We start from the raw sequence: 17,932 nt of genomic DNA, 5'->3' as shown, positions 1-17,932 counted from the left end.
CGCCTCTAGTTTTTCTAGTCAGCGCTTTTCACTTTAAACGTACTTTTTCACTTTTCTCTAACTGAATTACTTTTCCATCTTGCACAACAATTGTAATTGAACCATATTTCATATCAGCAAGCATCGCTTCAATCTTCTCGGATACTTCATCAAAATGTTCCCGTACACTCACGCGAACAGCCCCCCCTTTTTATTCATAAAAAAAATCTTTCCCATTTCGAAAAGACTGTTCGGTAATATATTTTACCTTATCTTTCAAAATGGATCCCATTTTGCTGGATTTAGCACCTTGCTTTCTATAAGCAGGTTGCCGAGCTTCTTCGGGCCAGTTCCCTCCGCTTCTCTTGATAAGCTTTGTATTTGTATTTTATCACAATTCTGATTTTTTTCAATCCTAGTTTTCCGATATATTTTAATTATTTTATTTTATAAAAAAGGAATTGCCCATTCGAACAACTCCTTTTCCTATTTAGACAAGCTCTTTAATACGTATGCGATCGTTCCCAATAATATTTTCATATGTTTCGCGTTCCACAACTACTTGCGATGTTCCGCCTTTTGCAAAGACAACGGCTGGTCTTCGAATCCGATTGTAATTATTCGCCATCGAGTACCCGTATGCTCCTGTACAGGAAACTGCTAGTAAATCAGAAGCAGCGACTTTCGGTAAATGAATATCCCAAATCAACATGTCTCCACTCTCACAGCATTTCCCGGCAATCGAAACGAGTTCCTCATTCTCATCATTCGCTCGATTCGCTAACATCGCTTCATAACGCGCATTATATAAAGCAGGTCTTAAATTATCTGTCATTCCACCATCGACTGATACATATTTCCGAATACCAGGAATATCTTTCACAGATCCAACTGTATAAATTGTTGTCCCAGCATCACCTACAATGCTACGGCCTGGCTCAATCCATATTTCTGGCAATGGATATTCACATACAGTAAATTGTTCTCTCACTGCACTTGTTACAGCTCGCACATATGTCTCAAGAGTTAATGGTGTATCTGACTCTGTGTAACGTATTCCAAATCCCCCGCCTACATTTAACACTTTTACTACATAGTTTGTTTGCTCTCTCACTTCTTCTAAAAATTGGCGAAGAACTTCAATTGCTCGAACAAAACCAGCTGTTTCAAATATTTGCGACCCAATATGTGAATGGATCCCTAGCACATTATAATTTGATTTTTGTAAAGCAAATCCAATTGCCTGCATCGCTTGACCGTTTGAAACACCAAATCCAAATTTCGAATCATCTTGACCTGTTGTAATATATTCATGTGTGTGCGCCTCTACTCCAGGCGTTACACGAATTAATATGTTCACAAATTTCCCATGTTGCATCGCTAAATCGTGTAAAACTTCTAATTCAAAGAAGTTATCTACGACAAAACAACCGATATTCGCCTGAAGAGCCATCACTATTTCTTCTTCTGTTTTATTATTTCCATGAAAATGAATACGTGATGCCGGAAATCCTGCTTGGAGCGCAGTATATAATTCTCCCCCAGAAACAACGTCTAATGACATACTCTCTTCACGAGCTACTCGGCACATCTCCATGCACAAGAACGCCTTGCTTGCATATGCTATTTGATAAGAGAAACCACTTTCTTTAAAAGCACGATGAAATGCTCGGCATTTTCCTCGAATAGACTCTTCATCGTATACATAAAGTGGTGTTCCGTATTGCTTTGCTAGCTGCGTCGTATCGCACCCTCCAATTTCTAAGTGTCCCTGCCCATTAATTCGGCTTGTGCCGTGTAAATACATTTAAATTCCTCCCTTATTTCCTCTAAAACTCATAACCCCAATCTTCTATTCATTGCAGCACGCTTTTAGATAGACAAAAAACGCGCGGAACAATGTTCACACGCGTTTCTTATTAGGAAAAATATATATTGAAAAAATAAACGAGTTGTTATCTCCTCAAAATAAGAAACCGCATCAACATCTCCAAATAGCTCTCCATAAAATAAATCTTATGACAGTACTACATTTATTCAATGCAGTCCCAATATATGAATAAGATGGTTATTCTTATATTTCGGCAATAGTCCCTTTCAACCTATGATCACAGATTCCATTAAATCTCCCATAGCTTACTCTTTCCTATCGCGGCCTCTACCTTTGAGAGTAGATGAGGTAAGTCTATTTAATTTTCAAACATCTAATTGTTGCTATTAACAATACCAAAGGACCATTTTATTTGTCAAACAATTTTTTATATTGTTTTTTTACAGTTTAGTTTCGTATCATTTGGTAAGCGCTTTACTGAAATCTTTGTCACTTCCCATTCGCCTTCTTCGTTATTAAATGTAATCGTTACCTTCTCAAATGGTGGAGCAATTTTCCCAGCAACACGTTCATACTTTGTCACTTCAATACTTGCTTGAAATAAATATGTACCGCTATACACTTTTTTTAAACTAATAATTTTAGGACATTGATAAGGTTTCAAACTTCCATATTGTTTTTCAATTGCTTTATTTATTTTTGGAAATAAAACAGAATAAAGTGCATCTTCCATAAGAGGTGCATCATATTGGGCTACCGACACACTCGGTGAAGTAAAAAGTATAACACTACTGCATGCTATAAAATATAATAATTTTCGCATTATAACCTCCGTATTATCACGCGATTCTTTCTGCGTACGATAATTATCATACATAGAAATTCTGTTTTATTGTCTCCCACCACTCTTTTTCTACTCGATTATTATAAAAAAGCCCACAACCTTCTTTTATTTTCGTATAATGATACTCATAGTATAATAATCATAATAACAAAGGACTGTTCGTATATATAAAATGAGTCGTTAAGCAAACTGACTCACAAGAACTGTCATGCTTTTTAGGAGAGGAGTATATTATGCTACAACATCTGTTTCCAAAACTGCGATTTGCACTCGTTGCAGTCGTTTTACTATGGATTAAAACATATATTGTGTACAAGCTAGCATTTGATATTAAAATTGATAATTTCTTTGAAGAATTCATGCTTTTTATCAATCCACTAGCTGCGTTACTTTTATTTTTCGGCTTAGCTTTACTTGCATCTAAGCACCGAAACCGAATTATAATTGGAATCAGTTTTATACTGTCATTTATTTTATTTGGAAACGCAATGTTTTATGGGTTCTATAACGATTTCGTTACTTTCCCGGTTTTATTCCAAACAAACAATATGGCTGATTTAGGGACAAGTATAAAAGAACTCTTTACGTACAAAACATTACTTTTATTTGCAGATGCAATTATTTTAATGTTTATTTCACGGAAATTCCCATCATTTGGCGACAAAACACCACTTTCCCGCTCAGAGAAGCGAACTTTCTTTAGCGGTGTAACAGCTTTATTAGCACTACAAATTGTTGTATCAGTTATTTATAAACCACAAATGTTCTCGCGCTCATTTGACCGTCAAACTGTCGTGAAGAATTTAGGTTTATACACATACCATCTATTTGATATTACGCTTCAATCCAAGTCTTCAGCTGAGCGTGTATTTGCAAGTGGGGATGGGTTTTCTGAAATTAAAAACTATACAGACTCAAAAGACAAACAAGTTGATAAAAACTTATTTGGAGCTGCAAAAGGTAAAAATGTAATTTTAATTTCAATGGAATCTACACAAAACTTTGTTATTAATAAAAAAATAAATGGAAAAGAAATTACACCATTTTTAAATGAATTTATTAAGGATAGTTTCTATTTCGATAACTTCTATCATCAAACTGGACAAGGCAAAACTTCTGATGCTGAATTTATCGTTGAAAACTCACTTTATCCGCTAGATCGTGGTTCTGTATTCTTTACTCATGCAACAAATGAATACACAGCGACACCAGAACAATTAAAGAAATACGGATATTCTTCTGCCGTCTTCCATTCAAACGATAAAACGTTTTGGAATCGGGATGTAATGTATCCTGCGCTTGGATATGATCGTTATTTTAATTTAAATGATTACGCAGGAACGGAGCAAATGTCTGTCGGTTGGGGATTAAAAGATAAAGAGTTCTTTGAACAATCTATTCCAAAGTTAAAATCTTTACCGCAACCGTTCTATACAAAATTTATTACATTAACAAATCATTTTCCGTTTCTTCTAAATCCGGAAGATCAATATGTTGATGAATTCAACTCGGAAAGTGGTGTTGTAAACCGCTACTTCCCAACTGTTCGTTACACAGATGAAGCTCTTAAATTATTTATTCAACAATTAAAAGAAGAAGGATTATATGATAATTCCGTTATTGTCATTTATGGTGATCATTACGGTATTTCCGAAAACCATAACACAGCTATGGCACAGTTCCTAGGAAAAGATACTATTACACCATTCGATTCTATGCAATTACAACGAGTCCCTCTTATTATTCATGTGCCTGGCCAAGAAGGAAAAGTTGTTTCTAAAGTATCCGGTCAAATTGATATTAAGCCAACGCTCCTTCATTTACTTGGTATTAAAACAAATAAATCCGTTGAATTTGGAACTGACTTATTTATTAAAGAGAAAGACCCGCTTATGGTAATGCGTGATGGTAGCTTTGTTTCTGAAGAGTATGTTTATACAAAAAATATGTGCTACAAAAGAAGTACGGGTGAAGAAGCTGACATGACGCTATGTCAGCCGTATATTGAAAAAGCAAAAACAGAATTAAAATTCTCCGACAAATTAATTTATGGAGATTTATTACGCTTCGATCCTAATAATCGATATAAAACTGGAACGATGACAACGAAATTTGAATAGTAAAGGAAGCAACTTTATACAAGTTGCTTCCTCTTTTTATTTTCACTTAATTTTCAAACCATCCTTCTATGAAATCTTTCACAAATTGGTAATTTCTTTCGTATGAGGAATAAATTTATGGTATGATAAAATAAGTAAACTTTCATACACTAATTAAGAATTTATTACAGAAAGCAAGGGATCAGATTTTGTATAGAGCAGCTATTCCAAACTTATTTACGCTCGGAAATTTATATAGCGGATTTTTATCAATCGGCTATGCATCTTTAGGATATTATAAATCAGCTGCTATTTTAGTACTTATCGGGATGATGTTAGATAGTCTTGATGGTCGTGTTGCTCGTTTATTACGTGTTGATTCACAAATGGGAAAAGAGCTCGACTCGCTTGCAGATGTCGTAACATTTGGTGCAGCACCAGCTGTTTTAATGTATTACACATCTTTCTCAAACTACGGAATCATCGGATTATACATAGCGGGATTATTCCCTCTTTTCGGAGCATATCGTTTAGCACGATTTAATGTAACACCATCTTCTACTTCAATGAAATATTTCACTGGAGTACCGATTACAGCAGCGGGAGGGCTTGTTGCTTTCTTAACATTATTTTCACATACCATTCCAAAAATCGTTCTTATTACCGTATTTGTAACGTTCGCATTTTTAATGGTGAGCCGCATTCGTATCCCAAGTTTAAAAGATGTACCAATTCCACGATATAGCATCATTATTACACTATTTTTAGTTGGAATCATTATTACAATGTATCAAACAGGATTTGGAAATTTTTCTGTTTTCTTATTCATTGCCATTCCACTATATATTTTGTACATGTTATCTCAATTCATTAGACAAAGACCGTCTAAAAAAGCGAATAAAGAAAAATAAGAAAACCTTCCAAGTCCGGAAGGTTTCTTTTTATTTTGTAACTAATACCTTTTGATTTACAGGTGTTACTGGCTCTTCGCCGTTTAATACAGCTAAAATATTTCTGACAGCCATTTCAGCCATCGCATCACGAGTTTCAAATGTTGCATTCCCTACATGTGGAGCAAGTACTACATTCTTTAATTCTTTTAGCTCTTCTGTAATTTTCGGTTCAAATTCAAACACGTCAAGAGCTGCTCCTTCAATTTCATTTGTTTTTAATGCATGAGCAAGTGCTGCTTCATTCATAATTGGTCCACGTGAAGCATTTACAATATACGCTGTTTTCTTCATCATTTTAAACTGCTCTTCATCAATCATATGATGTAATTTTGGATTATAAGCACAGTTAATTGTAATAAAGTCTGCTGTTTGTAATAATTCTTCCAACGTCACATACGTTGCTCCCAGTTCACTTTCAGCTTCAAGCTTACGATTTGGCCCTGTATATAAAACATCCATTCCAAATGCTTTCGCACGTTTTGCAACAGCCTTCCCAATTTCTCCAAGACCTATAATTCCGATTGTCTTACCATGAACTTCTCGTCCTAAGAAAAATAACGGTGCCCATCCGTTAAATCCAGTCGTACGACATAACGTATCCCCTTCAGGAATTCTACGCGCCGCTGCTAAAAGAAGTGCAAATGTTAATTCTGCAGTCGCTTCCGTTGATACTTTCGGTGTATTCGTAACTGCAATTCCTTTTTCGCCCGCATACGTGTAATCAATATTGTCGTAACCAGCACCATAGTTTGCAACAATCTTTAAATGAGGCGCTGCATCAATAACTTCTTTTGGCACCTTTGTCGAAAGTAAACTTAACAATGCATCTTTATCTTTTACACGCTCTGTTAATTCATCTATAGAAATTAACTCCTCTTTATTGTACATTTCTACATTATGATCTTTTAATAGTTCTAATCCAATTTCCGGAATTTTTCCCGCTACTAATATTTTTGCCACTACTAACACCTCTTCTATAGAAAATAAGACATCTCTTATATTTCATTGTAAGAAATCCACATATAAAAACCAAGGAATTTGATTATAGTTTTGAAAATCGACACTTTTCCATGAAAAAAGAGGAGATGCAACTCTCCCCTTTTCTTACGCTTTTTCCTGCGATTCTTTTCCGAGCTTCACATCAATAGTTCCTTCTGCAACCGTATCGCTAATTTGCTCCTCAATAACCGATTGAGATGCAGCATTCGTTTCAGAAGTATAAGCTTGTTGCTGTGCACCTTGTACATTTTGTTTATTTTGTTGTTTCGCCATTTCTTACCCTCCTTTTCATTCTTTCTTATTTTGAACAAAAAGGACCGTTTTCATCAAAAAATTGCGTTTCATTTTGAATTTGTTACTTCTTCTTCAAGCGACCTCATTACTCTTGCTCGCTTCGTAAATGTTGCAACCTGAGTAACACCGTGAGCTCGTAATGTTTGTACATTTTCTTGTACATAATTCCCTAAATCATTTGGGTAATGGGCATCCGAAGAAATCGTAATTGGAACACCATACTTAGCTAATACTTGTAAATATAGTGGACTTGGGCACATTTCACGAACAGGATAACGATAGTATAATCCTGCATTTATTTCTGTTGCCGTATTCGTTTCTACTAACGCACAGGCAATTTCCTCATAATAAGAAAGCTGTTCATTCTCATCCAATCGATAATTAAATACCTTTATATTATCAAGATGAGCGATAATATCAAATAACTCGGTACGAATCGCACTCTCAACTGTTTTAAAAAACATATCATATAATGCGCGTAGGTCATGCACCTCAAAATATTCTTTCGTATCTGGATTATCAAATCCCCAGCCATTTAGAAAATGAACGGAACCAATTACATAATCAAAGTCTCCTAGCGCTAATAATTCTTTTAACTCTCCTTCACAACCAATAAAATAATCCGCTTCAATTCCAAGTTTAAGTGTGACACCTCTTTTCCCCCATCGTTCTTTCGCCTCTTCAATTGCCTTTGTAAAATCATACAGTGAAACTACCCTTACTTGATCCAACCATTCTTTCTGTATACGACCGAGCTTAGAATCACTAATATCTACATATTTTTCATAATATCCTTTTGCTTCATGAAAACGATATAGATGATCAACAATTCCCACTTCTTTTATTCCTTTTCGTACAGCTTCTTCTAAATATAGATCTATCCATTCTGTTGTAAATGGCCCTTCCTTCACACGCTTTTGCAAACGCTCTTGTGTTTTCATAAGCCAATCAATAGAATGTCTTTCTTGAAGCGGTTCATAACATTCCAACGCTTCATTTATTTTAGCAAGCCATCCTATTGAATACGGTCCTTCTTCTAAGTGAAGATGATAATCTACTTTCATATACATTCCCCCTTATAATGTATCTATTTCCCTTCTATCCCCAACTCTCGAAAGCTTTCCATTTCGTTCTTTCACCTCTCGCATGACATCTTCCAATGCAATATTTTTTTCAGCTAATAAAACGAAACAGTGATAAAATACATCAACCATTTCTTTCACTACTTCTTCTTTATCATTATTTTTACATGCGATAATTACTTCAGCACACTCTTCACCAATCTTCTTTAAAATTTTATCTTCTCCTTTTGAAAATAAATAATTTGTATACGATTCAGGAAGTGGGCTTCCCTTTCGTTCTTCAATTGTTTTATACAGCAACTTAAAGGCATTTTCCATATGTATCCCCCTATATAATTTGATAGTGAAAACATGTCTTCTCTCCCGTATGACAAGCAGGTCCTACTTGTTTCACATTCACAACAATTGAATCTTGATCACAATCTAAATATAAAGATTGCACATATTGAACATTCCCTGATGTTTCCCCCTTATTCCATAACGACTGCCTCGAACGAGAATAAAACCATGTTCTTTTCGTCTCTAACGTTTTTTCATATGCTTCTTCATTCATATAAGCTAGCATTAAAACGTCTTTCGTACCTTCTTCGATGACAATTGCCGGTATTAATCCTTTTGAAAAATTAGGTTTCATAACCGCACCTCAATATTTGCATCTCTTAATTTTCGCTTTACACTATGCACTGTCGCCTCACCATAATGAAAGATGGATGCCGCTAACGCTGCATCAACTGTTGTCTTTTGAAAAACTTCTATAATATGATCCGTATGACCACAGCCCCCTGATGCGATGACTGGAATAGAAACACTTTTTGAAATTTCTTCTGTTAAACGAAGGTCATATCCGCTTTTCGTTCCATCTGCATCCATACTCGTTAACAAAATTTCACCTGCCCCAAGTTTAACAACACGATTCGCCCATTCTATGGCATCCATTCCTGTGTCAACTCTTCCGCCGTTGACGTATACGTTCCATTTATCTTCTGCTACTTTTCTAGCGTCAATTGCCACGACAATACATTGTGATCCAAAGTGTTCTGCGCCCTCTTCTATTAGCTTCGGGTTTCGCACTGCCGCTGAGTTTATTGAAACTTTGTCTGCTCCAGCTCTTAGTAAATTGTACATATCTTTCACACTTGAAATCCCCCCGCCAACCGTAAGAGGAATAAATACTTTAGCTGCTGTTTTTTCTACAACATCTATAATCGTTTTTCTTCCTTCATGAGTCGCTGTAATATCTAAAAATACGATTTCATCTGCCCCTGCCACGTTATATGCTTCAGCTATTTCAACCGGATCACCGACATCTTGTAATCCTATAAAATTTACACCCTTTACGACTCGCCCTTCTTTCACATCTAGACATGGAATAATTCGTTTCGCTAACATAACTTCGTTACCTGTAACACTTCTTCTAAATCAATCGTTTTCTCGTAAAGCGCCTTTCCAATTATGACACCATATATATTCATATCATTTAACTTTTTCACATCTTGAATAGATGCCACTCCTCCAGAGGCAATGAGACGAATGCCCACACTTTTTTGAAGTAACGCCAATTGTTCAAAATTTGGCCCTGCAAGCGTCCCGTCTTTCGAAATGTCTGTAAACACAATCGTTTGAACACCTAAACTTTCCATTTGTTTCGCTAAACTAATATAAGAAATTTCAGACAGATCAAGCCAACCTCTCGTTGCTACGAAACCATTTTTCGCATCAATTCCAACAATGATTTTCTCTTTATATAGACGAACTGCTTCCTCTAAAAATGACTTATCATAAAGAGCTGCTGTTCCTAAAATCACTTTTTCTACACCTACTGACAATAACTTCTCCACCGCTACAAGTGAACGAATTCCTCCTCCCACTTGCACAGGAATACGTACCGCCTTGCAGATTTTTTCAATGACGGGCAAATTTAACGACTCGCCAGCAATTGCACCGTCTAAATCAACAATGTGTAGTATTTCCGCTCCAAGCTTTTCAAATATGATTGCCTGCGCTACCGGATCTTCATTCATCACCGTTTCTTTACTAAACTCTCCTTGATAAAGTCTAACGCATCGTCCTTCTTTTAAATCGATAGCTGGGAAGATTTCCATGCTTCTACCACCCCTTGAAAATTTTTTAATATTTGCATGCCAATTTCACCACTTTTTTCTGGATGAAACTGTGCACCAAATACATTTCCTTTCGCTACAAACCCTGGTACTTGCATTCCATAATCACTTACTCCGCATACAATTTCATCTGGACAATCCGCGTAATATGAGTGAACATAATACACGAAAGAACCATCCACTAATCCATTCCAAAGCGGAAATTCTCTTTCCTTCCTTAATTCATTCCATCCCATATGAGGAATTTTATACGAAACTTTTAACTTACGAATTTCCCCTGGTAGTAAACCTAACCCGCTACAATCTTTTAGTTCCTCACTTCGTTCAAATAAAAGCTGCATGCCCAAACATATACCGAGGAGTGGTTTTCCTATATCACAAACCTCTTTTAGTACACACACTAAATCTCTTTCTTCTAATACGTCCATCGCTTTCGGAAATGCACCTACTCCCGGTAAAATCACGCCATCGCTTCTCAATATCTCTTTTTTATTACTCGTTACAATGTACTCTGCGCCAATATATTTTAATGCTTGCTCTACACTGCGAATATTCCCCATTCCATAATCTATAATGGCAATCAATTACAACATCCCTTTCGTTGAATTTACACCAGTAATGTTGGCATTTTTTTCGACCGCTTCTCTAAGCGCTCTACCAAAAGCTTTAAATAATGCTTCAATTTTGTGATGCGTATTACTTCCGTATAGAACGCGCGCATGTAATGTAATATTGGCAGCATGTGCAACTGCTCTAAAAAATTCTTCCGTCAATTCTGTATCAAAATCCCCGAGCTTTGGATTTGTTAATTCCCCTTGAAATACACAATATGAGCGTCCACTTATATCAATTGCAACAAATCCTAAAGATTCATCCATCGGTACATACGCTGAACCGTAACGATTAATTCTCTCTTTATTTTGCAATGCTTCTTTCAAGCAATTTCCGAGTACAATTCCAACATCTTCAACGGTGTGATGTGCATCGACAAATACATCACCTTCTGCTTCAACTTGCAATCCAAATCTTCCATGTCTAGCAAATAAAGTAAGCATATGATCGAAAAAACCAACCCCCGTTTGAATAGATACATTTGTACTTTCATCAAGTTGCAAACTTAATTTAATTTTTGTTTCTGTCGTCTCACGTACTTGACTGAACTGACGCATTATTTTTCCTCCTCAAACCTTATTTGGATTGCTCTCGCATGTGCATGTAACCCTTCTTTATTTGCAAGCTCTACAATATGATGCTGTACATTTTTTAATGCTTCCTCCGTATAAGAAATAAAACTTGATTTTTTCACGAAATCATCGACTGATAACGGAGAAAAAAATCTTGCCGTTCCGCTCGTTGGTAATACATGATTCGGTCCCGCTAAATAATCCCCGAGCGGTTCAGGTGCATATGACCCAAGGAAAATAGAACCTGCATGTTTCACATAATCTAGAGCATTCATCGGTTCTTTTATATGTAACTCTAAATGTTCTGGAGCAATTTCATTTGATAACTTTAGTGCCTCCTCTAAAGAAGGAACGATAAAGATGGCTCCATTTCTATTTATCGATTCACGTGCAATTTCACTTCTTGGTAACATTTCTAACTGTCTTTCTATCTCTTTTTCTACTTCTTTAGCTAGTTCCATATTCGTTGTAATACAAATCGCCGTTGCTCTCTCATCATGCTCTGCTTGCGATAATAAATCCGCTGCGATATATTTTGCATTACCTGTTTCATCCGCGACAACTACAATTTCTGATGGACCAGCAATCATATCGATATTTACTATTCCATATACTTCTCGCTTCGCTAGAGCGACATACAAATTTCCCGGTCCAACTATTTTATCCACTTTCGGAATCGATTCCGTCCCGTATGCTAAAGCAGCAATTGCTTGCGCGCCACCTATCGTATAAATTTCATCTACTCCCGCAAGATTTGCAGCAGCTAATATATGCGGATCAATTCCTCCTTTCCTCGGCGGTGTTACCATTACAATCTTTTTCACACCTGCGAGTTTCGCCGGCAATACATTCATTAATACTGAAGAAGGATATGAGGCTGTCCCACCCGGTACATATACACCTACATTTTCTAACGGCCGAATGAGTTGCCCTCTAATTATGCCTTTACTTTCACAATCGAATATTGAGTGCTTCTTTTGCTTTTCGTGATACGAAACAATGTTTTTCTTCGCCTCTTTTAAAGCTTCTAAAAATGAATTCTCTACAAACATACTCGCTTGCTGTATTTCTTCTTCACTTACACGAAAATCTTTCATCTCTACACCATCAAACTTTTTTGTATAGAAAGATAAAGCTTCATCTTTCCCTTCCCTTACATTTCTAATGATTTCTCTTACACTTCTTTGAACAGTTTCTTCTATTATATTAGCGTTTTCTCTTAGCACTTTTACTTTAGATAATGCCTCCTTAAAGTCTTCATAAATGATTTTCATTTTAAGTCCTCCTATTTCCCTGATAAGATTTCTTGCTCCATCATATTTATAATACTGAACATTTCGTCTTTTTTAGTTTTTAAGGCTGCCTTATTTACAATCATCCGAGCCGATATAGAGTGCATTTCCTCAAATACAATAAGTCCATTCTCTTGTATTGTTTTTCCTGTTTCAACAATATCTACAATCGCATCTGCCAATCCAAGAAGAGGAGCGATTTCTACAGAACCTTCTATTTTAATAATTTCTACATCCTCTCCCTTATCATGAAAATAAGTAGAAGTAATATGCGGGTATTTCGTAGCAATTCTTTTCTTCCGGTAACTCTTCGGATTATACGTAGGAATAGAAGCAACACAAAACTTACAAATCCCCACTCCTAAATCCAGCATTTCATAAATATCTTTCTCGTTTTCCATTAAAATATCTTTTCCAACGATCCCAATATCAGCTACCCCATGTTCTACATAAGTAGCAACATCAACCGCTTTTACTAAAATAAATGAAACATTTGTATTTTTACTTTGAAATACAAGCTTCCGACCTTTATTTTTGAGATCGGAACAATCAATTCCAATCTGCTCAAAAAGTGGAATGACATGTTTTTCTAATCTTCCTTTCGTTAACGCAATTTGAATGTTACGCATGAAGCCTCTCCTTCTTTCTGGACTACCCATTTCTCATTCCATACATATTCCACTAAGTATTCATTCTTTGCCTCAACGACCGTTCCTATTTTATTTTTTCTTGCGAATTGAAAGGTATCGCTTAAATTAGAGAATAGAGATAACCAAGCATTTTTCCCATCCTTTCGAAGTAAATTTCGTAGCCTTTCTGCTTCCGCTAATCTATTTAACTCATAATGAATCACAATATCAATTTGATTTCGTTCATATGGTTCTTGCTGCTCTTGCAGCGCCTTCACAATTTGATTTACTTGTACCGCGAGTCCAACAGCTGGCAGCATTTCTCCAAAATTGCCAATTAGCTCATCGTATCTTCCGCCACTAACGATTTCTTCTCCAATTTCATATATATATCCTTTGAAAATAACACCCGTATAGTAATCTAAGTGTTGAATCATGCCCAAATCAATTGATATGTAAGAACCATATCCTAACGTTTCAATTGTTTCATACATTTCTTTTATTCTTGCAATTGCCATTTTCATTTCATTACTTGAAGCAAGCTTTTCTGCCTCCTCAATAACTTCTAAATTTCCAAATAGCCTTGGTAATTTCTCAAGTAATCTTACTGTCTCATCGCATCGATCTAATTTCTTTTCTCCGATAAAATTTGAGAGGGCTGCATAATTTTTACTTTCTATATACGTTCTAAGTACCCTTTCTTCTTCATCATGGATGGAGAGTTTTTTTACAATACATTTATATAACTGTACTTGCCCAATCTCAATTGTAAAAGATTGCACCTTCAACTTTTGAAGTGCTTGAATGACACTTATTACACATTCAATTTCAGCTCTTACATTATCAATCCCGATAACTTCAATACCACTTTGTACGATTTCATTATATTTTCCAGAATGGGATTCATTCGCTCGAAATACATTCCCGCTATACGTCACTTTAAGTGGCGTATCCCATCTCTGTGTTCCAATAACTCTCGCTAAAGGAATTGTCATATCTGGACGTAAAACGATAATCCTTCCCTTTTCATCAAAAAATTTATACATCTTCTCTTCATCTATCGGTCTATTTTGAAATGCAAAAACGTCATAAAATTCAATTGTAGGTGTTCTTATTTCTTCATAACCTCTCTCTAAAAAAGTAAGCCTTAATTTTTGTTCTACTTCTTCAATTAACGTACATTCTTCGAATAAATAATCTCTCGTTCCATTCGGATTTGCCCGTTTCCATTTTGTCATCTAAATTTTCACACCTTTCCCCTTCTAATGTATGCCTATTTCATTCCCCTAAGCCGAAAATAAAAAGAGCCTTGTAGACAAAATACCTACAAGGCTCTTCAGTAGAGTGTAGGTACAACGGGAATAACCCTTGTACCTACACGTTTTCACGCTAGGTTCAAGGGTTTCATGTATGATGATGTAGTTGTGTAAGCATTGTAATAGATTGCACGATATTCATAATACTTACTCCCTTTCTCCTCTGATTTTCACATAGTATATAACAGTTAATTTTGAATGTAAATACATTTTTAATATTCCGTCATTTTTTTAATGTAAAGCCACTTTTCTTTCATACTCTTTTATTTCTTGTTCATATTGCATTGTAATACTAATTTCATCTAAACCATTTAATAACTTCTCTTTCCACATTTTCTCGATTGTAAAATGGAATCTATGCGTATTCGTTGTCATTATTTCATTTTCTAAATCAACTATGATTTGTTCTCTCGCATCTGTTTTAGCAAGTTGTTCACGCATATCTTTATCCATTACAATCGGTAACATGCCATTTTTCATACAATTCATATAAAAGATATCGGCAAATCCTCCAGCGATAATAACGCGGAAACCATAATCAGCAAGTGCCCATGGAGCATGTTCTCTTGACGAGCCACATCCAAAATTATCGCCTGTGATTAATATACTGGCTCCTTTTCTTTCTTGTGCATTAAGCGGGAAATTAGGGTTTTCTTGGCGATTATTATCATATCGCCACTCATCAAATAAAAACTTCCCAAACCCAGTTCTTTCAATTCTTTTTAAATATTGCTTCGGAATAATTTGATCTGTATCAATGTTATCATTCATCAGTACTGCGGCAGTACCTTTATGAATACGAAATGGCTCCATCATAACTCTCCTTTCTAATATCAACAAAATGACCATATAACGCAGCCGCTGCCGCCATTGCAGGGCTAACTAAATGCGTTCGTGCTCCCTTTCCTTGTCTTCCTTCAAAATTGCGATTTGACGTAGAGGCACAATGTTCCCCTTCAGGCACTTGATCTGGATTCATACCTAGACACATTGAGCATCCGGGCTCTCTCCATTCAAATCCAGCTTCTTCAAATATGCGATGTAATCCTTTATGCATCGCTGCTTCTCTTACCCTTTGAGATCCAGGTACAACAAGTGCTCGCACACCTTCTTTTACTTTTTTACCTTTCACGACAGATGCAGCAATTTCTAAGTCAGAAAGCCTGGAATTTGTACAAGATCCAATGAAAACATGTTGAACTGGAATGTCATACGTACTTTGTCCGGGACTCAATCCCATATAAGAAAACGCTCTTTCGTCATTTGCATCATGCTTTTCTGGCAATTTCTCATCGATCCGAACACCCATACTAGGATTTGTTCCCCACGTAACGTACGGTGCTAAATCCGTAACATCTACTAGAATATGTAAATCATAAACTGCATCTAAATCTGTATAAAGTTCTGACCATTTTTTCTTAATAGATTCATAGTCTTTCGGTGCATATTTACGCCCTTTTACGTAAGCAACCGTTTTTTCATCTGGTGCAATAATGCCAGCCTTTGCTCCCCCTTCAATTGCCATATTGCAAAGCGTCATCCTCTCTTCCATATCCATAGCATGAATGGCCTCTCCGTAAAATTCCATTACGTAACCTGTTCCAACTGCTACTCCGTACTTTGAAAGAAGGTGTAAAATAATATCTTTCGCATAAACACCTTGCGGTAACTTTCCTTTTAACTCAATGCCCATCGCTTTCGGCTTTCGTTGCCATAACGTTTGCGTCGCCAATACATGTTCCACTTCACTCGTACCAATACCAAACGCTAGTGCGCCAAAAGCACCGTGTGTTGCTGTATGACTATCACCACAAACAATCGTTTTTCCTGGCTGTGTGAGTCCAAGTTCTGGTCCTATTACATGAACGATCCCTTGCTCTTCATCTCCGATATCCGCTAATGGCACCTGAAATTGTTTACAGTTTTCCCGAAGTGTATCTAGTTGCTGCTTCGCAATGCGGTCGGTAATATTCCAAACATCTTTCGTTGGAATATTATGATCCATCGTTGCAAATGTTAAATCTGGTCTGCGGACTGTTCGATTTGTAAGCCGCAAGCCTTCAAAGGCTTGCGGTGACGTTACTTCATGAACAAGATGTAGATCGATATATAATAAATCCAATCCATTTTCATTAGTCGCAACTACATGTCTTTCCCAAAGCTTATCTAGTAACCTTTTCCCCATTATCTTCCTCTCCCTACTAACGCTTGCTCTTCCATTTCTTGAATAACTGCCTTTGTAAATGAAGTTGTCGTTTCAGTCCCCCCGATATCTGCTGTACATTTTCCTGATTTAAGGACTGCAGAAACTGCTTCTTCAATTGCATATCCTTCTCTCGTTAATCCGAACGATTGCCCAAGCATCATTGCAACAGAACGCATCATCGCAATTGGATTCGCCTTATTTTTCCCCGCAATATCCGGTGCTGATCCGTGAATAGGCTCGTATAATGAAGGCCCCTTTTCAGCGTGACTTGCTGATGGAAGCATTCCTAATGATCCAGCTAATACTGAAGCCTCATCACTTAAAATATCACCAAATAAATTTTCCGTTACAATAACGTCAAATCTTCCTGGATTCCGAATTAATTCCATAGCTGCTGCATCTACTAAAATGTGTTCTACTTCCACATTTGGATAGCGAAGTGCTACTTCTTCTGTCACAGTTCTCCATAATTTACTAGACTCTAAAACATTCGCTTTATCAATAGATGTTACTTTTTTCTTCCGCTTATTCGCTAATTGAAAAGCATACGAAACGATACGTTCAATTTCATGGCGATGATACGTAAGTGTATCTGTCGCCACTTCTTCCGTTCGCTCTTTCGGATAAGAAAAATAAATTCCGCCTGTTAATTCACGAACGACAACGAAATCAATTTCATCAGCGTTTTTTAATGGTGATAAATGTGCAGTTGCACTTTCTACCGTTACAGGGCGAACATTCGCAAATACACCGAGTCCTTTTCTTAATGCTAATAATCCTTTCTCAGGCCTTTCTTTCGCACTATCCCACCTTGGTCCACCTACTGCTCCAAGTAAAACCGCATCACTCGCTAAACAGGCGGCAAGTGTTCGCTGTGGTAATGGTTGCCCAGTTAAATCGATAGCAACACCACCAAAGTACTCATCTTGCAAATGAAAATGATGTCCATATAGCCTTTCTACCATATGCAATACTTCCTTCGCACTTTCCATTACTTCTGGACCAACACCATCACCAGCTAAACAAACGATACGTTTTTCCATTTTTAACACTCCTTTTAACTGAATTTTCAGAACTTTAATTTGATAGGTGAGGAAAGCTTCT

General features: G+C 36.5%; 20 protein-coding genes and 2 riboswitches. Of the genes, 2 read left to right on the top strand and 18 right to left on the bottom strand.

Annotation, left to right across the window (positions count from 1 at the left end; all coding sequences use genetic code 11):
* Positions 1 to 28 precede the first annotated feature (28 nt).
* From ACTFP3_RS03550 to ACTFP3_RS03540, 3 genes are all read right to left on the bottom strand, one after another.
* Positions 29 to 172 carry a YezD family protein gene (locus tag ACTFP3_RS03550; RefSeq protein ID WP_000116158.1) on the bottom strand — a complete coding sequence of 48 codons (144 nt, stop codon included), beginning with the start codon at positions 170 to 172 and terminating at the stop codon, positions 29 to 31.
* A 73-nt stretch (positions 173 to 245) separates the two neighbouring features.
* A riboswitch (SAM riboswitch) is annotated at positions 246 to 354 on the bottom strand.
* Between the two features lie 115 nt (positions 355 to 469).
* On the bottom strand, positions 470 to 1,786 hold the full coding sequence (lysA, locus tag ACTFP3_RS03545; protein ID WP_000280634.1) for a diaminopimelate decarboxylase: 1,317 nt from the start codon (positions 1,784 to 1,786) through the stop codon (positions 470 to 472).
* A 180-nt stretch (positions 1,787 to 1,966) separates the two neighbouring features.
* Positions 1,967 to 2,148, bottom strand: a riboswitch (Lysine riboswitch).
* Positions 2,149 to 2,237: 89 nt separating this feature from the next.
* Positions 2,238 to 2,633: a DUF3888 domain-containing protein gene (locus ACTFP3_RS03540; RefSeq protein ID WP_001228823.1), complete on the bottom strand. Its 396-nt coding sequence runs from the start codon at positions 2,631 to 2,633 to the stop codon at positions 2,238 to 2,240.
* A 254-nt stretch (positions 2,634 to 2,887) separates the two neighbouring features.
* On the opposite strand from ACTFP3_RS03540, the gene ACTFP3_RS03535 reads away from it, so the two are divergent.
* The gene (locus ACTFP3_RS03535; protein ID WP_000939079.1) at positions 2,888 to 4,774 is read left to right on the top strand and encodes an LTA synthase family protein; all 1,887 of its coding nucleotides are present in this window, start codon (positions 2,888 to 2,890) and stop codon (positions 4,772 to 4,774) included.
* A 188-nt stretch (positions 4,775 to 4,962) separates the two neighbouring features.
* Positions 4,963 to 5,664 carry a CDP-diacylglycerol--serine O-phosphatidyltransferase gene (pssA, locus tag ACTFP3_RS03530; protein ID WP_000285417.1) on the top strand — a complete coding sequence of 234 codons (702 nt, stop codon included), beginning with the start codon at positions 4,963 to 4,965 and terminating at the stop codon, positions 5,662 to 5,664.
* A gap of 30 nt (positions 5,665 to 5,694) precedes the next feature.
* Here the strand turns inward: pssA and ACTFP3_RS03525 are convergent, their stop codons facing one another.
* The 15 genes from ACTFP3_RS03525 to leuB all read right to left on the bottom strand — a co-directional run bounded on the left by ACTFP3_RS03525 (position 5,695) and on the right by leuB (position 17,871).
* A complete protein-coding gene (locus ACTFP3_RS03525; protein ID WP_001062858.1) occupies positions 5,695 to 6,666 on the bottom strand; it encodes an NAD(P)-dependent oxidoreductase in 972 nt (323 codons plus the stop codon).
* Between the two features lie 144 nt (positions 6,667 to 6,810).
* On the bottom strand, positions 6,811 to 6,978 hold the full coding sequence (locus ACTFP3_RS03520; RefSeq protein ID WP_001118878.1) for a YozQ family protein: 168 nt from the start codon (positions 6,976 to 6,978) through the stop codon (positions 6,811 to 6,813).
* Positions 6,979 to 7,046: 68 nt separating this feature from the next.
* The gene (locus ACTFP3_RS03515; RefSeq protein ID WP_000861838.1) at positions 7,047 to 8,063 is read right to left on the bottom strand and encodes a histidinol phosphate phosphatase domain-containing protein; all 1,017 of its coding nucleotides are present in this window, start codon (positions 8,061 to 8,063) and stop codon (positions 7,047 to 7,049) included.
* A gap of 12 nt (positions 8,064 to 8,075) precedes the next feature.
* Positions 8,076 to 8,399 carry a phosphoribosyl-ATP diphosphatase gene (gene hisE, locus ACTFP3_RS03510; RefSeq protein WP_000426358.1) on the bottom strand — a complete coding sequence of 108 codons (324 nt, stop codon included), beginning with the start codon at positions 8,397 to 8,399 and terminating at the stop codon, positions 8,076 to 8,078.
* Positions 8,400 to 8,409: 10 nt separating this feature from the next.
* On the bottom strand, positions 8,410 to 8,715 hold the full coding sequence (hisI, locus tag ACTFP3_RS03505; protein ID WP_000803955.1) for a phosphoribosyl-AMP cyclohydrolase: 306 nt from the start codon (positions 8,713 to 8,715) through the stop codon (positions 8,410 to 8,412).
* A complete protein-coding gene (gene hisF, locus ACTFP3_RS03500) occupies positions 8,712 to 9,470 on the bottom strand; it encodes an imidazole glycerol phosphate synthase subunit HisF (protein ID WP_000880112.1) in 759 nt (252 codons plus the stop codon). Before hisF ends, hisI begins: the two co-directional genes overlap by 4 nt.
* Positions 9,464 to 10,183 (bottom strand): 1-(5-phosphoribosyl)-5-[(5-phosphoribosylamino)methylideneamino]imidazole-4-carboxamide isomerase, encoded by a 720-nt coding sequence (gene hisA, locus ACTFP3_RS03495; protein ID WP_000402296.1) that lies wholly within the window; start codon positions 10,181 to 10,183, stop codon positions 9,464 to 9,466. The genes hisF and hisA overlap by 7 nt, the downstream gene beginning before the upstream one ends.
* Complete coding sequence (gene hisH / locus ACTFP3_RS03490) at positions 10,156 to 10,785, bottom strand: imidazole glycerol phosphate synthase subunit HisH (RefSeq protein WP_000560361.1); 630 nt, start codon at positions 10,783 to 10,785, stop codon at positions 10,156 to 10,158. The genes hisA and hisH overlap by 28 nt, the downstream gene beginning before the upstream one ends.
* Entirely contained in the window at positions 10,786 to 11,370 is a 585-nt protein-coding gene (hisB, locus tag ACTFP3_RS03485; RefSeq protein ID WP_326036888.1) for an imidazoleglycerol-phosphate dehydratase HisB, read from the bottom strand. It lies immediately after the preceding gene.
* The gene (gene hisD / locus ACTFP3_RS03480; protein ID WP_065228507.1) at positions 11,370 to 12,659 is read right to left on the bottom strand and encodes a histidinol dehydrogenase; all 1,290 of its coding nucleotides are present in this window, start codon (positions 12,657 to 12,659) and stop codon (positions 11,370 to 11,372) included. The genes hisB and hisD overlap by 1 nt, the downstream gene beginning before the upstream one ends.
* Positions 12,660 to 12,670: 11 nt before the next feature.
* Positions 12,671 to 13,306: an ATP phosphoribosyltransferase gene (gene hisG, locus ACTFP3_RS03475; RefSeq protein ID WP_440009319.1), complete on the bottom strand. Its 636-nt coding sequence runs from the start codon at positions 13,304 to 13,306 to the stop codon at positions 12,671 to 12,673.
* Entirely contained in the window at positions 13,282 to 14,544 is a 1,263-nt protein-coding gene (locus tag ACTFP3_RS03470; protein WP_025967054.1) for an ATP phosphoribosyltransferase regulatory subunit, read from the bottom strand. Before ACTFP3_RS03470 ends, hisG begins: the two co-directional genes overlap by 25 nt.
* Before the next feature lie 309 nt (positions 14,545 to 14,853).
* On the bottom strand, positions 14,854 to 15,435 hold the full coding sequence (gene leuD / locus ACTFP3_RS03465) for a 3-isopropylmalate dehydratase small subunit (protein ID WP_000433186.1): 582 nt from the start codon (positions 15,433 to 15,435) through the stop codon (positions 14,854 to 14,856).
* Positions 15,413 to 16,807, bottom strand: a complete 1,395-nt coding sequence (gene leuC / locus ACTFP3_RS03460) for a 3-isopropylmalate dehydratase large subunit (protein WP_000518102.1) — start codon at positions 16,805 to 16,807, stop codon at positions 15,413 to 15,415. Before leuC ends, leuD begins: the two co-directional genes overlap by 23 nt.
* A complete protein-coding gene (gene leuB / locus ACTFP3_RS03455) occupies positions 16,807 to 17,871 on the bottom strand; it encodes a 3-isopropylmalate dehydrogenase (RefSeq protein ID WP_000415384.1) in 1,065 nt (354 codons plus the stop codon). The genes leuC and leuB overlap by 1 nt, the downstream gene beginning before the upstream one ends.
* Positions 17,872 to 17,932 lie beyond the last annotated feature (61 nt).

The organism is Bacillus cereus group sp. MYBK5-2 (assembly GCF_051915685.1).
GTDB lineage: Bacteria > Bacillota > Bacilli > Bacillales > Bacillaceae_G > Bacillus_A > Bacillus_A cereus.
This window is presented reverse-complemented; position numbering and strand designations above follow the sequence as displayed.